Below are 13983 nucleotides of genomic sequence, written 5' to 3' on the forward strand. Positions count from 1 at the left end.
GGGGGGGGGCGCCGCGCGCGCACACCCCCCGTGGCCCGGCGGCGGGGGGGGTGGGGGGGGGTGGGGGGGGGGGGGGGGCGCCGCGCGGGCGCCCCCCCCCGCCCCTCCTTTTCGTCTCTCCGCCTTCTGTCCCTCTGCGCGAGATGTAATGACCGTATTGAAATACGGACATGACACATGGGCCGGGTCGGCGCTACCGTCAGCACGATGACGTGTGCAGGGCGGGAGGGCCAGTGAAGTCGGTCAACGAACAGCGGTCGGGGTTGCTGTACGGCATCGGCGCCTATGGGATGTGGGGGCTCGTGCCCCTGTTCTGGCCCCTCCTCAAGCCCGCCGGCGCGATGGAGATCCTGGCCCACCGCATGGTCTGGTCGCTCGCCGTCGTCGGCGTCGTGCTGGTGGCGGTACGCCGGTGGGCGTGGGTCGGGGAGCTGGTCCGTCAGCCTCGCAAGCTGGGGCTCATCGCGATCGCCGCGACCGTCATAACGGTCAACTGGGGCCTGTACATCTGGGCCGTCAACAACGGCCAGGTCGTCGAAGCGTCCCTCGGCTACTTCATCAATCCGCTGGTCACCATCGCCATGGGTGTCCTGCTGCTGAAGGAGCGTTTGCGGCCGGCGCAGTGGGCGGCGGTCGGGATCGGCTTCGCGGCGGTGCTCGTGCTGGCCGTCGGGCACGGGCAGCCGCCGTGGATCTCGCTGATCCTGGCGTTCTCGTTCGCGACGTACGGCCTGATCAAGAAGAAGGTCAACCTCGGCGGCGTGGAATCGCTGGCCGCCGAGACCGCCATCCAGTTCTTGCCCGCGCTGGGCTATCTGCTGTGGATCGGGTCGCACGGGGATGCCACCTTCGGTGCGCAGGGGGCGGGCCATGCGGCGCTGCTCGCCGCCACCGGCCTCGTGACCGCCGCGCCGCTGGTGTGCTTCGGTGCGGCGGCGATACGGGTGCCGCTGTCGACGCTGGGGCTGTTGCAGTACCTCGCGCCGGTCTTCCAGTTCGGGCTGGGTGTTCTGTACTTCCACGAGGCGATGCCGCCGGAGCGGTGGGCGGGCTTCTCCCTCGTCTGGGCGGCGCTGGCGCTGCTCACGTGGGATGCGCTGCGGACGGCTCGGCGCGGGCGGTTGGAGGCGGGGCGGTTGGCGGCGGTTGCGTTGGCTGCCGGCGCGGGGGCGGGTGCGGGTGGCTTGACTGGCGCTGCGGATGAGCCCGCGCCGGCGGCCAAGTCGGCCAACTAGGCCCCAGGCCCCCAGACGCCCTTCGGGCGTGTCCTCAAACGCCGGACGGGCTGGATTTGCCGTTCAGCGGCACCATCCAGCCCCCGGGCGGGTCGGGGAAAGCCCGGCAGGGCCCCGCCCTACGCCACCGGAACCGACCCGGGCCGGGCCTCGGCGGTGGCCGTGGACGGGGAGGCCTCCACCAGTCGTCCACCCCGCCGCCCCCGCAAACCAAACGCCGTGATCACCGCGCCCACCACCACCATCGCCACCGGAACCGTCAGCGCCGCCCGGAACGCGCTGAGAGTCGACTCCGGCGAGCCGTCGCCGCCCGCCGCCACCAGGCCGTACACCGCCGTCACCGCCGAGATCCCCACCGCTGAGCCGAACTGCGTCGCGGTCTGGAGCAGTCCGCCCGCCAGCCCCTGCTCCTTCTCCTCGATGCCGTCCGTCGCGGCGATCGTGAGCGGCCCGTACGCCAGGGCGAACGCCGTGCCCGTCAGGAACAGCGTCGGCAGCATCGCGGCGTACGACCAGTGCAGCCCCACCGGCAGGAACAGCACGTACGACACGATCGCCAGCACGAAGCCGCCGAAGATCACCCGCGCGTTGCCGAACCGGTTGACCAGGCGCGGCGTCAGCGTCGGCGCCAGCACCGCGTCCGTGCCCATGACGACCAGGGCCAGCGCGGTCTCCAGCGAGGACCAGCCGCGCAGTTCCTGCAAGTAGAGCGTGACCATGAACTGGAAGCCGAAGAAGGAGCCGACGAAGAGCAGCGCCCCCAGGTCGGCGCGGATCATCGACGCCTTGCGCAGAATGCCGAGCCGTACGAGCGGCGCGGCCGAGCGGCGCTCGATCGCGACGAACGCCGCCGCGAGCAGCAGCCCCGCGGCCACCGCGCCGGCCGTGAACCGCCAGCCGTCGAAGCCGTGCTCCAGCCGTACGATCGCGTACACCAGCAGCAGCATCGCCCCGGCGGCAGTCGCCGCACCGGCGAGGTCGAACGAGCCGCCGCCCCGGCGCGCGGCGGGCCGCGACGCCTCCGCCGGAAGCAGCCGCAGCGCCGCGATCAGGATGAGCCCGCCCAGCAGCACCGGGGCGAAGAACACCCACCGCCAGCCCAGCTGGGTCAGCAGCCCGCCGATGACCAGGCCGAGCGTGAAGCCGCCCGCGGCCGTGCCGGCGAAGACGAGCAGGGCCTTGTTGCGCTGCTGACCCTCCTCGTACGACGTGGTGATGATCGACATCGCGGCCGGAGTCATGAAGGCCGCCGCCACACCCGTCACGAAGCGGGCGACGATCAGCATCCAGCCCTCGGTCGCGAACCCGCCCAGCATGGAGAAGCCGAGGAAGACCGTGAGCCAGGTGAGGAACATCCGCCGTCTGCCGAACAGGTCCGCCGCACGCCCGCCGAGCAGGGTGAATCCGGCGTACCCGAGGACGTACGCGCTCATCACCCACACCGCGGTGCCGGTCGGCAGCTCCAGGTCGGATCTGATGGACGGCACGGCCACCGACAGCATGGCGACGTCGATGCCTTCGAGAAAGATGGTGCCGCAGAGGACGAGTAGCAGTGCCCAGGCGCGTCGAGTCATGGGTGGTGACCCCTCACATCAAGTCAGTTATCGGAATGCCGGTCAGTTCTCTCTTGTAACCATTGGCATCCTGAGGCAGCATCACGACCCATGGAAGAAGGCACTTTCAAGTCACCCAGTTACTGCGAAGTCACCGACTCCCAGGGGACGTACGGCGACACCGACCCCTTCCAGTGGGACACCCGTGAGGACTGCGAGGTCCGCCAGATCCTCGACCGCGTGGCCGACAAGTGGTCGCTGCTGGTCATCGCGCTGCTCGACAACCACGTGCTGCGCTTCACCGAGCTGCGGCGCAAGATCGACGGCATCAGTCAGCGCATGCTGACGGTGACGCTGCGTCAGCTGGAGCGCGACGGGCTCGTCAAGCGCACGGTCCATCCGGTGGTCCCGCCGCGTGTGGAGTACGAACTCACGCCGCTCGGCGCCACGTTGCACACCACGATCCGCTCACTCGTCACGTGGACCGAGCAGCACCAGAACGAAATCGCGGCGGCCCGCGCGGACTACGACGCCCGTACGGCGGCCGAGGAGGAAGCGGCACCCGCCGCCACCGCCGCGAACTGATTCACTCCGCGAGCGCGACTCGGGCCCGGTGGGCGCGCGCCTTGTTGCGGTTTCCGCAGCGTTCCATCGCGCACCAGCGGCGGCGGCCGGGGCGCGAGGTGTCGGCGAACAGCAAGGAGCAGTCGTGCGAGCCGCATTCGCGGATGCGGTGGGCGTACGGCCCGGTGAACAGGTCGATCGCGTCGCGGGCCACCGTCGACAGCAGCTGGGCCCCCGTGGCGTCCGGCGCCCACGCGCGTACGGCGCCCACGCCCGCACCTATGTCGATACGGGCGACCAACGGCTCCCGCGCCGCCCGCTCGTTCACCACGTCGAGGTCGGCGGCGGCCAGCGCCCGGCCGTGGGCGCGGTCTGCGGCCAGCCGGTAGAGCGCGTCGCGCAGGGCGCGCGCGTCCGTGAGCTCGCTCGCGCTCACGGCCAGGGCGAGGCCGTCCGGGAGTCGGCTCCGCTCTGCCCAGCGCATCAGATCGGCCGGCTCGTGCAGCACCTCGTAGCGGGCGAGCAGCCCAGGGCCACCGGTCGGCAGCAACTCAAGGCAGAGGGTGCCCGGATCGAAGAGGAACGGGCGGCCCTCCGGCGTACGCAAGATCAGTCCGGGCGTGTCCGTTGCGGGCTCCATCACGTAACCACTCTAACTGGTTAGCTCGACACTGCGTCGGAAGCTCGTCGTGGACGCCAACGGCCCATACGGGCAGGCCGGCTTCCGGGCCGCCGCGCATGGCGGGATCTGGTCGCCGTCCGGCATCCGGACGACCGTACGGGTCGTACGACCCGTACGACAAAGCTCTGGCTTGGCTCAAGTCGTGGTTGGCCTCCCCCGCCAGGCGGCATGGTCGATTGACCAGTTCAACCGACCGACCGACGGGGGACCTGATGAAGGACGTCATACGCCCGGCCGGCGCGGCACTCGCCGCGTTCGCCTTTCTCGCCGGTACGGGGGCCTGCACCACGCCGCCGCCTGTGCCCGAGCAGCGGTTCGCTGAGGCCGCGGCTGCCGCCCTGACCGACCAGGACACGCTCGACGAAGAGGGTACGTTCGTCCTTTCGGCGGCCGGCGGCATCGACGGCTCCAACAACCAGATCGAGATCACGCCCCGCACTCGCCTGCTCGTCGAGGCCGCCTGCGCGGGCGAGGGATCGGTGACTCTCACCGTCACCTCGGGCAGCGCCAAGACTCGCCGGCACCTCGCCTGCGCCGCCAAGCCCCGTGCGAGGACCTTCGCCTTCACCACCCACACCGGCTCGATCTCCTTCGATGCCGACCGGGACACGGCCACGCACGGCGGTCTTGCCTACCTCGCGCGCCGTCCGGCATCCGAACACCGATGACCGGTTTCCGCTCTTGACGGAGAGTCAAGCTCTCCCTGAACATTCAGCACGCACAGCTCACGCGTAGCTCACGCACAGCGCATGCACCAACAGCTCCAACGCCCCGCGCCGCCACCCGCGTCGAGGGGCGTACTCGCACGTTCCGTCTATCCCCATACGGAATCCGGAGCCCCCACATGAGCCACTCCAAGCTCTCCAGCCCCAGATGCACGGCCAGAGCCACCGCCACAGCCGCAGCCCTCGCCCTCGCCCTCACCGGCCTGGTCGCCGCCACCGCGCCCTCCTCCGCCGCCGCCCCGGTCACGGCGCTCGCCGCCCCGGACATACCCGTCGCCAACGTCAAGGCGCACCTCACCCAGCTCCAGTCGATAGCCACCGCCAACGGCGGCAACCGCGCACACGGCCGCCCCGGCTACAAGGCCTCCATCGACTACCTCAAAGCGAAGCTGGACGCCGCCGGATTCACCACCTCCGTCACGACGTTCACCTCCAGCGGCGCGACCGGCTACAACCTGATCGCCGACTGGCCGGGCGGCGACCCGAACCAGATCCTGATGGCCGGCGCGCACCTCGACTCGGTCTCTTCGGGCCCCGGCATCAACGACAACGGGTCCGGCTCCGCCGCCGTCCTGGAGACCGCGCTGGCCGTCTCCCGCGCCCAGCTCAAGCCCACAAAGCACCTGCGGTTCGGCTGGTGGGGCGCGGAGGAGCTCGGCCTCGTCGGTTCGAAGGCGTACGTCAACAGCCTGCCGACCACCGAGCGTTCGAAGTTCTCCGGCTACCTCAACTTCGACATGATCGGCTCGCCGAACCCCGGCTACTTCGTCTACGACGACGACCCCGCCATCGAGAAGACCTTCAAGGACTACTACGCGGGCATCGGCGTGCCCACCGAGATCGAGACCGAGGGCGACGGCCGCTCCGACCACGCGAACTTCAAGAACGTCGGCATACCGGTCGGCGGCCTCTTCACCGGCGCCAGCCGTACGAAGACGAGCGCCCAGGTCCAGAAGTGGGGCGGCACCGCCGGTGTGGCCTTCGACCGCTGCTACCACTCGTCCTGCGACACCACGGCGAACATCAACGACACCGCCCTGGACCGCAACAGCGACGCGATCGCGCACGCCATCTGGACGCTGGGCAGCGGGCCGGTCGTCCCGCCCGGCGACGCGTACGAGAACACCGCCGATGTCGCCGTCCCGGACAACGGCGCGGCCGTCACCTCCTCCGTCACCGTCTCCGGCCGTACGGGCAACGCCCCGGCCGCGCTCAAGGTGGGCGTGGACATCAAGCACACCTGGCGCGGTGACCTGGTGGTCGACCTGCTCGCGCCCGACGGGACGGCGTACCGGCTGAAGAGCTCCAGCAGCAGCGACTCGGCCGACAACGTCATCGCCACGTACACGGTGGACGCGTCGAGCGAGGCGGCCAACGGCAGTTGGAAGCTCAGGGTCCAGGACATCGCCGCGCAGGACACCGGCTACATCGACAGCTGGAAGCTCACCTTCTGATCCAGGTCGCTTCCTGTACGGCCCGGCCCAGGCGGGGGCCGGGCCGTACGCCTCTCACGCCTCTCACGCCGTAATGTCCTTCGTCGTGAAGCGCGCCCAGGCCGCCGAGCCGAACACCGCCGCGTACAGCGCCTGGAGCCCGAGGTTGTCCAGCAGCTCGTCCCAGTGGACCGGCTCGCGCAGCAGGTCCGTGAAGGACAGCCAGTGGTGCGGGAAGAGATACGGGTGGATCGCGTCCAGCTGCGGGATCGTGTCCAGGATCTGCACCGTGATCAGCAGCCCGACCGTCGCCGCCATCGCCGCGACGCCGCTGTTGGTGAGGGTCGAGACGAACAGGCCGATGGCCGCGAGTCCGACCAGCGAGGCCGCCACGACCGCCGCGACCAGCACGGCCCGTACCAGACCTTCTCCGAAGCTGATCTGCGTACCGGAGATCGTCGTGACTTCCCCCAGCGGGAAGAGCAAAGCCCCGGTGGCCAGCGCCGATACGGCCACCGTCAGCGTCGCGACCAGGCAGAAGACCATCGTGGACACGTACTTGGCGAGCAGCAGTCTGGTACGTCCGGCCGGCGCGACCAGCAGATAGCGCAGCGTGCCGGCGTTCGCCTCGCCCGCCACCGCGTCGCCCGCGATGACGCCGACGGCCATCGGCAGGAAGACCGGGAGGGTCGCGGCGAGCGCCGCGAAGACGAGGAAGAGACCGTTGTTCGTGATCTGGGTCAGGAAGGCCGGGCCCGCGCCGCCCCCTTCTCCGCCACCGCCGCCACCGCCGCCGATCGGCGAGCCGTCGCTCGTCTCGATCTTCACCGCGATGCCGATCAGTACGGGTACGGCGGCCAGCACCGCCAGCAGCGCGAGCGTGCGCCAGCGCCGGAAGGTGGTGGTCAGCTCGGAGCGGAAGAGACCGAGGGTCCACAACGGACTGCGGGCCCGCGCACTGGCCGTCGGCCGAACCGTCGTTTCAGCCTGTGACTCAGCCTGCGACATCGAACCCCTCCCCCGTCAGCGCCACGAACGCGTCCTCCAGTGAGGCCCCTTCGACGCCGAAGGACCTCACCCGTACATCGGCCCGCACGAGCGCGGCGTTGAGGTCGGCCGGATCCGCATCCCCCGGCGGCAGCTCCCCGGTCACCCGGCCGCCCTCCGTGACCACCAAGTCCGTTACGCCCAGTTCCTTGAGCACCCGCGCCGCGTCCGCCGTGTCCGGCGTGGTGACGGCGAGCCGCCCGCGCGCACCGGCCGCCAGTTCGGCGACCGGACCCTGGACGATCAGCCGCCCCTGGGCCATGACCGCCGCGTGCGTGCACACCTGCTCGATCTCGTCGAGCAGGTGTGAGGAGAGGAAGACGGTCGTACCCTCCGCCGCCAGTTCCCGTACCAGCGAGCGGATCTCGCGCATGCCCTGCGGGTCGAGACCGTTCGTCGGCTCGTCGAGTACGAGCAGCTTGCGCGGCTGGAGCAGTGCGGACGCGAGCCCGAGCCGCTGCTTCATGCCCAGCGAGTACGCCTTGGCCTTCTTGCTGCCCGCCGCCGTCAGGCCAACCCGGTCGAGCGCCGCCGCGACCCGCGCCCGGCGGGTGCGCGGGTCGGCCGCCGGGTCGGCCGCGTCGTAACGGATCAGGTTGTCGCGGCCCGACAGGAACCCGTACAGCGCGGGCCCCTCGATGAGCGCGCCGACCTGCGGGAGCACGGTACGGGCGGCGCGCGGCACGGGCCGGCCGAGCAGCGTCGCCGTACCGGAGGTCGGCTCGATGAGCCCCATCAGCATCCGGATGGTGGTCGTCTTCCCCGAGCCGTTGGGCCCGAGGAAGCCGAAGACACTGCCGGCGGGCACGCTGAGATCGAGCCCGTCGACGGCGAGCTGCCCGCCGCGGAAACGTTTCGTGAGCCCACGGGTGTCGATCACGGCCTCACTGCCACGGCCCACGGCGGACAACTCCTCCATCCCGGCTCCGCCTACTTGGCCGCGTTGGCGGCCTGGACCAGCGCGTCCGGGGTGACAGCGCCGACGTACACCTTGCCGTCGTCCGTCATCAGGGCGTTGACGAGACGGGTCTTGAAGACCGTGCCCGAGCCGAACGTGCCGGACACCTTGTCACCCAGCGCGTCCAGGAACTGCTGCGCCTCCGGTGGTACGTCGCCCTTCTCGGGCGCCTTGGAGCCGGCGCCGTCGCCCGCTTGGCCGCCTGCTTCGCCGCCGGGGGACGATATCTCGGCGATCGAGGACCAGCCCTTGCCGATGACGTTGAGCCCCTCGAAGTCCTTCAGGTCTTCGTCGCCCTTGAAGTCCTTGAACTCCTTCTCGAAGTCCTTCTCGAAGTCCTTCTCCTGGGACTTCAGCTCGTCGTCGCCCTCGGTCACCTTCGCGCCCTTGGGCGGGCTGAACTTGAAGGTGTCCGCGGACGGCTTCGCGAAGTCGACCTTCGTGAAGCCCGCGTCGATCGCGGCCTTGCCGCCGCTGCTCGGCGTGAGCGTGAACTTGAGCGGTACGCCGTTCTCCGCGTCGACCGCGACCCGGATGGCGCCGATGGTCGAACCGGACTGCTTGGGCTTGATGAGCAGCTGGTACGCGTCCCGGCCCGCGACCTGCGCCGTACCGTCGACCGTCACCGATGTGGTGTCGTCCACGGCCTTCAGCGCTTCCTCGGCCAGACCCTTAGGGGTCGTGGGAACTCCCTCAGGGGCCTTCTCGTGCTTCCCCAAGTCCTGGGAGTCAGCGGGTGCCTTCGTGTGGAACGCCTCGTTCGAGGCACTGTCGTACGCCCAGACCTCGCCCGCGTTGTGCATCAGGCTGTACTCCGCGGTGTCGTCCAGGATCGACACCCGCTGCTTGTCGGGGCCGTCGGCCGCGACGCGCAGGGTGTGCGTACCGGAGGCGAGTTCCATGAGCTTGGCCTGCGGATCGGCGGACGAACCCGCGCCGCCGGTCTCGCCCTTGGGCGCCAGGCTTCCGGCGAGGCCACCGAGCGAGGGAATGCCCAGGTCAGTGTTGATCTTCACGGTTCCGGAGAGCTGCTGCGTGTCCGACGCCGCGATCTTCTCGATCAGCTGCTGAGCGGTGATCTTCGGCAGTTCGGGGTCGCCGGAATCGGCGAGCGCCGGGACGAGCCCGATGGTCGCCGCCGCCACCCCCGCCACCGCGACGGGAACGATGTAGCGCGCGGCCTTCCGGCGGCCCGCGGCAAAGTGGTTACTGCCCTCGGTGGTCTGTGCGCTGTCGTTCGGTGCCATGTGTGCTCTACCTCCGTGGTTGGCGGCCGTCGTCCATTGCACTCGTCCACCCCGCGCCGCCATTCTCACCCGAATTGGTCGGGAGTGGTGGTCCCCATCTGACCAAAACGGCGGCCAGGAAGCGTCAGACCCCGGGATCAACTCCACGTACTGCTAAGGGATGACACACGGCGTCGGCGCCTCCCCCGCGAGAGAGGGGAAAGGCCGATTGCCCCTTGCATCCAGTTGCTGCTGCCGCCTGGCTACCGCCGAACTACAGCCGGACTACCCCTGGATGAAGACGTAGTCCGCCCGGTACGGAACAGCCGCCACCGAGCCCGCCTCGCACTCGCCGGCCGGCGCCACGCCACCCACCGTGTTGAGCCGCAGGATCTCGGTCGTGTGCGCGAAGAGTCCGTGCTTCTTGCCGGACTGCTTGGCCAGGAGGTCGAGTTCCGGGATGTTGCCGGCACCGTTCGCACTCTTGCTGATGAGCGAGCCGGTGACCGCGCTGCGGTCCGGCGCGATCCACTGCGGCGTACCGGAGTTCGGCCGTACGAAGGAATGCGCGATACCGCCGGCGAGTACGGCCCGTACATCACGCTGCTGGAACGAACTCGTGCCGTCCGTCCCCTTCTTGCACGCGTAGATCTGCCTGCCCTTGGCGACCGGCGCCTGGAAGTTGTCCAGCGCTCGGTCGAAGTGAAAGCCGTGGGTGACCTTGTGGAACTGGCCGCGCACCGCACCGCCCGGGAACTCGGCGGTGTGCAGATTGGCGTAGAAGCTCGTGGGGTCGGACGTGAAGGCCTTCAGCACCGCCGCGTCCGCGTCCGCGACCTTGACCGATCCGGTCGCGGTCCGCGCCTTGCCTTCCTTCTTCCCGAGCTGCTTGGTGAAGTCGATCTTGAGGTCGCCGTTGACGCCCTTGCCGCCCTGGTGGATGTGGAGCGCGGTCGGCTTGTCGGTGCCGCGCCACTTCACGGCGAACGACACCGTGCCGCCCTGGACCTTGACCCACTCCAGCGCGGCGCCGTCCTTGTCGCCGGCGGCGGGCCCGCCCTTGACCGGCACCTCGTTGGCGCCGTTCAGGCTGGCCACGAAGTACGACGCGTCGCCGGTGCCGGTGTCGCTGCCGGTGCCGCTGTCGGCGGCGACGGCGACGGCCGGCATCACGGCGAGCGCGACGCCCGCCGCTGCCGCGACCGCGATGGTGCCGATGATGACGCTCTGAGGTGTACGAAGCTTCCCGATACCATCCATGGCCGGACATCTCCCCGTTCCAGCGCCGCCGCCCCCTGCGCCGGCTTCTGGGCATGAATACGGAGCGAATCCGGGTCCGGACTCAGCGCGACGATGTGACCCGAGCCACACTACCGCTGGCGCTCGCGCTAGCCCGCGCGGTGCACCACCGCGTCGCACAGCTCCTCCAGAGCCGACTTCGCGTAGCACTCGGGCAGCGGCGCCAGCGAGGCCCGCGCTTCCTCGGCGTACCGGATGGTGTCGCGTCGCGCCTGCTCCAGCGCCGGGTGCGCACGCAGCCGGCGCAGCACCTCGGCGAGCCGGGCGTCGTCGGTGAGGTCGCCGTCCAGCAGCTCGCACAGCTCGACGTCTTCCGGGCGCCCGTGCTCGGCGGCCTGCGCGCGCAGCAGCAGGACCGGCAGCGTGGGAATGCCTTCGCGCAGGTCCGTGCCCGGCGTCTTGCCGGACTCGTGGCTGTCGCTCGCGATGTCGAGTACGTCGTCGGCCAGCTGGAAGGCGGTGCCGAGGCGCTCGCCGTACTGGGTGAGGATGTCGACGACGCGCTCGTCGGCGCCCGACATCATCGCGCCGAAGCGCCCCGAGACGGCGATCAGCGAGCCGGTCTTGCCCGCGATGACGTCCAGGTAGTGCCCGACGGGCTCCTGACCCTCGCGCGGTCCGGCCGTCTCCAGGATCTGGCCGGTGACAAGGCGCTCGAACGCCTCCGCCTGGATCCGTACGGCTTCGGGCCCGAGGTCGGCCAGGATGTGCGAAGCGCGCGCGAAGAGGAAGTCGCCGGTGAGGACCGCGACCGAGTTGCCCCAGCGGGCGTTGGCGCTGGCGACTCCGCGGCGTACGTCAGCCTCGTCCATCACGTCGTCGTGGTACAGCGTCGCCAGATGCGTCAGCTCGACGACCACGGCGGAGGGCACGATGCCCGGCGCGTAGGGGTCACCGAACTGCGCTGCCAGCATGACCAGCAGCGGCCGGAACCGCTTGCCCCCGGCCCGGACCAGATGCTGCGCGGCCTCCGTGATGAAGGGAACCTCGCTCTTGGTAGCGTCGAGCAGTCCTTCCTCGACGGCTGCCAATCCGGTCTGGACATCGGTCTCAAGAGCCTGGTCCCGCACGCTCAGTCCGAACGGCCCGACGACGGTCACGAGGGTCACTCCTGTCTGCTGACGATCACACGGATTGTCGATGTGTCGCTGTCTTCACTCAAGTCAGCGTATCCGGTCGCCTTTCGATCACAGTGAGCGCCTTCCCGCCACCTCCCCGCACTGTCCGATGCGCCCGGTATGCGCCGCCCCGGTGTGCGGCAATTCCAGCCCGCCGGGCGTTTGAGGAAACGCCCGAAGAACGTCCGGGAAGTGTGGGCAGGGGACAGCGCCGTCCGCAGCTCATGCCCGAGGAACCCTAGTGCGGCCACGTCCATCCGGTAACCGGTGGCCGACATCACATGATCGGCGGCCAGCTCCCGGACCAGGTAGTGGCGGGCGGGCGCGGGAAGGCGGCGTACATGCGTCGGGTGATACGTCAGCCCGCACAAAAACCACCACAACACACAGCGCCCGGCTCCGATGACTCGCGGCCGCCGAGGACGGTACGCCGTGCTCGGCGCACAGCTCGTGCAGCCCCTGCTTGCCGGCGAGGCGGCGCGGCAGTTCGGCGTCGACGCGCGGGAACAGGAAAGGCCCCGCGAGCGCGTCCTGCTGCTCGGCGATCCTGCCCTGCTTGCCTGCCCGTGTCCCCAAAGGGCGCTAAGCCGGAATTCCCCACTCCAGCAAGGCCTTTTCGGACATTACGACCTCTTTAGGCACTGCCGCCACGGGCAACACCCACGTAACGTGTTCTTCTCACGACCTGGAAAGCGAGGCAGCACCAATGCCCGAGCAGAGCCCGCTCGACCTTGCCGAAGGCGACCCCTTCGGCCCGCACAACCTCCCTTACGGCGTCTTCTCCACCACGGAGGAGCCCGAGCGCCGCCGGGTCGGTGTACGTATCGGCGGCCATGTGCTGGACGCGGGGGCGGCCGCTCTCACTCTGGGCTCTCCGTACGCCGCGCTGCTCGACCGGCCGACGCTCAATCCGCTGCTCGCGGCGGGGCGTACCGCGTGGCGCGACGTACGCCGGGCGCTCACCGCATGGGTCACAAGCCCCGCGCACCGCGCCGAAATCGAGCCCCTGCTGCACCCCGTCACGGCGGTCACCCTCCACCTCCCCTACGACGTGGCCGACTATGTCGACTTCTACGCGAGCGAGCACCACGCCACGAACGTAGGCAAGATCTTCCGCCCGGACGGCGATGCGCTCACTCCCAACTGGAAGCACCTGCCGATCGGTTACCACGGCCGGGCCGGCACGGTGGTGGTGTCCGGTACGGATGTGGTGCGCCCCAGCGGCCAGCGCAAGGCCCCGGCGGACCCGGCGCCGGTCTTCGGCCCTTCCAGCAAGCTCGACATCGAAGCGGAGGTCGGCTTCATCGTCGGCACCCCTTCGGCCCACGGCACGCCGGTCCCGCTCGCGGACTTCCGGGACCACGTCTTCGGCCTGTTCCTCCTCAACGACTGGTCGGCGCGGGACATCCAGGCCTGGGAATACGTGCCGCTCGGCCCCTTCCTGGGCAAGTCCTTCGCCACCTCCGTGTCGGCGTGGGTGACCCCGCTGGAGGCCCTGGACGCGGCCCAGGTGTCGCCCCCGCCCCGCGACTTCCCGCTTCTCCCCTACCTCGACGACTCGACCGAGGAGGAGCCCGGCGGCTACGACATCCGCATCGAGGTGAAGATCAACGGCGAGGTGGTCTCCAGTCCCCCCTTCGCCACCATGTACTGGACGGCCGCGCAGCAGCTGGCCCAGATGACGGCGAACGGCGCCTCGCTCCGTACGGGCGACCTCTTCGGCTCCGGCACGGTCAGCGGCCCCGAAGTGAACCAGCGAGGCTCCCTCCTTGAACTGACCTGGAACGGCCGCGACCCGCTGGAACTCCCCACCGGCAAGCGCACGTTCCTGGAGGACGGCGACGAGGTAACGATGACGGCCTGGGCCCCGGGCCCCCACGGCACGAGGGTCGGCCTCGGCGAGGTAACGGGCCGCATCACCCCAGCGGCCTAGCCCGCCCGAGGATCCCGCTGCGCGGGGCTTTCCCCGACCCGCCCCTTCCCGAACTGGGGCAGACCCCGCTCCTCAATCGCCGGACGGGCTCCATAGGAGCCCGTCCGGCGATTGAGGACACGCCCGAAGAGCGTCTGTGTTGTCCGGGGGCTGGGGGCTTGCCCCCAGTTCGGGAAGGGGCGGGTCGGGGAAAGGCCCCGCGCAGCGGCC

General features: G+C 70.1%; 12 protein-coding genes and 2 pseudogenes. 5 read left to right on the forward strand and 9 right to left on the reverse strand.

Annotated elements, in window-relative coordinates; genetic code table 11:
• Nucleotides 1-233: 233 nt before the first annotated feature.
• On the forward strand, nt 234-1235 hold the full coding sequence (rarD, locus tag ABZX79_RS25225; RefSeq protein WP_355261913.1) for an EamA family transporter RarD: 1002 nt from the start codon (nt 234-236) through the stop codon (nt 1233-1235).
• Nucleotides 1236-1354: 119 nt separating this feature from the next.
• Here rarD and ABZX79_RS25230 read toward each other — a convergent pair whose 3' ends face one another.
• The gene (locus tag ABZX79_RS25230; protein WP_355261916.1) at nt 1355-2809 is read right to left on the reverse strand and encodes an MFS transporter; all 1455 of its coding nucleotides are present in this window, start codon (nt 2807-2809) and stop codon (nt 1355-1357) included.
• Between the two features lie 90 nt (nt 2810-2899).
• Here ABZX79_RS25230 and ABZX79_RS25235 point away from each other — a divergent pair, with 90 nt between their 5' ends.
• Nucleotides 2900-3373, forward strand: a complete 474-nt coding sequence (locus tag ABZX79_RS25235; RefSeq protein WP_355261919.1) for a helix-turn-helix domain-containing protein — start codon at nt 2900-2902, stop codon at nt 3371-3373.
• A gap of 1 nt (nt 3374) precedes the next feature.
• Here ABZX79_RS25235 and ABZX79_RS25240 read toward each other — a convergent pair whose 3' ends face one another.
• Complete coding sequence (locus ABZX79_RS25240; RefSeq protein WP_355262261.1) at nt 3375-3992, reverse strand: ABATE domain-containing protein; 618 nt, start codon at nt 3990-3992, stop codon at nt 3375-3377.
• A 254-nt stretch (nt 3993-4246) separates the two neighbouring features.
• On the opposite strand from ABZX79_RS25240, the gene ABZX79_RS25245 reads away from it, so the two are divergent.
• Both ABZX79_RS25245 and ABZX79_RS25250 read left to right on the forward strand, forming a co-directional pair.
• On the forward strand, nt 4247-4702 hold the full coding sequence (locus tag ABZX79_RS25245; protein WP_355261922.1) for a hypothetical protein: 456 nt from the start codon (nt 4247-4249) through the stop codon (nt 4700-4702).
• Between the two features lie 176 nt (nt 4703-4878).
• A complete protein-coding gene (locus tag ABZX79_RS25250) occupies nt 4879-6213 on the forward strand; it encodes a M28 family peptidase (RefSeq protein WP_355261925.1) in 1335 nt (444 codons plus the stop codon).
• Nucleotides 6214-6276: 63 nt separating this feature from the next.
• On the opposite strand, the gene ABZX79_RS25255 is transcribed toward ABZX79_RS25250, so the two are convergent.
• The 7 genes and pseudogenes from ABZX79_RS25255 to ABZX79_RS25285 all read right to left on the reverse strand — a co-directional run.
• Entirely contained in the window at nt 6277-7200 is a 924-nt protein-coding gene (locus tag ABZX79_RS25255) for an ABC transporter permease subunit (RefSeq protein ID WP_355261928.1), read from the reverse strand.
• Nucleotides 7187-8158 (reverse strand): ABC transporter ATP-binding protein, encoded by a 972-nt coding sequence (locus tag ABZX79_RS25260; protein ID WP_355261931.1) that lies wholly within the window; start codon nt 8156-8158, stop codon nt 7187-7189. Before ABZX79_RS25260 ends, ABZX79_RS25255 begins: the two co-directional genes overlap by 14 nt.
• 11 nt (nt 8159-8169) lie before the next feature.
• Nucleotides 8170-9444: a DUF2092 domain-containing protein gene (locus ABZX79_RS25265; RefSeq protein WP_355261934.1), complete on the reverse strand. Its 1275-nt coding sequence runs from the start codon at nt 9442-9444 to the stop codon at nt 8170-8172.
• A gap of 264 nt (nt 9445-9708) precedes the next feature.
• Nucleotides 9709-10683 carry a CHRD domain-containing protein gene (locus tag ABZX79_RS25270; protein WP_355261937.1) on the reverse strand — a complete coding sequence of 325 codons (975 nt, stop codon included), beginning with the start codon at nt 10681-10683 and terminating at the stop codon, nt 9709-9711.
• A gap of 128 nt (nt 10684-10811) precedes the next feature.
• Entirely contained in the window at nt 10812-11822 is a 1011-nt protein-coding gene (locus ABZX79_RS25275) for a polyprenyl synthetase family protein (RefSeq protein ID WP_214974459.1), read from the reverse strand.
• Between the two features lie 221 nt (nt 11823-12043).
• Nucleotides 12044-12202, reverse strand: a pseudogene (locus ABZX79_RS25280) (NAD(P)/FAD-dependent oxidoreductase); the annotation flags it as partial.
• Nucleotides 12203-12236: 34 nt separating this feature from the next.
• Nucleotides 12237-12386: pseudogene (locus ABZX79_RS25285) on the reverse strand (ATP-grasp domain-containing protein); the annotation flags it as partial.
• A 160-nt stretch (nt 12387-12546) separates the two neighbouring features.
• Between ABZX79_RS25285 and fahA the strand changes: the two are divergent.
• The gene (gene fahA, locus ABZX79_RS25290) at nt 12547-13773 is read left to right on the forward strand and encodes a fumarylacetoacetase (protein WP_355261941.1); all 1227 of its coding nucleotides are present in this window, start codon (nt 12547-12549) and stop codon (nt 13771-13773) included.
• The last annotated feature ends 210 nt before the right edge of the window (nt 13774-13983 follow it).

The sequence above is a fragment of the Streptomyces sp. NPDC002994 genome (assembly GCF_040611155.1).
GTDB lineage: Bacteria > Actinomycetota > Actinomycetes > Streptomycetales > Streptomycetaceae > Streptomyces.

Excerpts from the sequence above, each read along its gene's own strand:
- ABZX79_RS25230 (WP_355261916.1), bottom strand. The coding sequence starts at position 2,809 with ATGACTCGACGCGCCTGGGCACTGCTACTCGTCCTCTGCGGCACCATC.
- ABZX79_RS25235 (WP_355261919.1), top strand. The coding sequence starts at position 2,900 with ATGGAAGAAGGCACTTTCAAGTCACCCAGTTACTGCGAAGTCACCGAC.
- ABZX79_RS25240 (WP_355262261.1), bottom strand. The coding sequence starts at position 3,992 with ATGGAGCCCGCAACGGACACGCCCGGACTGATCTTGCGTACGCCGGAG.
- ABZX79_RS25245 (WP_355261922.1), top strand. The coding sequence starts at position 4,247 with ATGAAGGACGTCATACGCCCGGCCGGCGCGGCACTCGCCGCGTTCGCC.
- ABZX79_RS25250 (WP_355261925.1), top strand. The coding sequence starts at position 4,879 with ATGAGCCACTCCAAGCTCTCCAGCCCCAGATGCACGGCCAGAGCCACC.
- ABZX79_RS25255 (WP_355261928.1), bottom strand. The coding sequence starts at position 7,200 with ATGTCGCAGGCTGAGTCACAGGCTGAAACGACGGTTCGGCCGACGGCC.
- ABZX79_RS25260 (WP_355261931.1), bottom strand. The coding sequence starts at position 8,158 with ATGGAGGAGTTGTCCGCCGTGGGCCGTGGCAGTGAGGCCGTGATCGAC.
- ABZX79_RS25265 (WP_355261934.1), bottom strand. The coding sequence starts at position 9,444 with ATGGCACCGAACGACAGCGCACAGACCACCGAGGGCAGTAACCACTTT.
- ABZX79_RS25270 (WP_355261937.1), bottom strand. The coding sequence starts at position 10,683 with ATGGATGGTATCGGGAAGCTTCGTACACCTCAGAGCGTCATCATCGGC.
- fahA (WP_355261941.1), top strand. The coding sequence starts at position 12,547 with ATGCCCGAGCAGAGCCCGCTCGACCTTGCCGAAGGCGACCCCTTCGGC.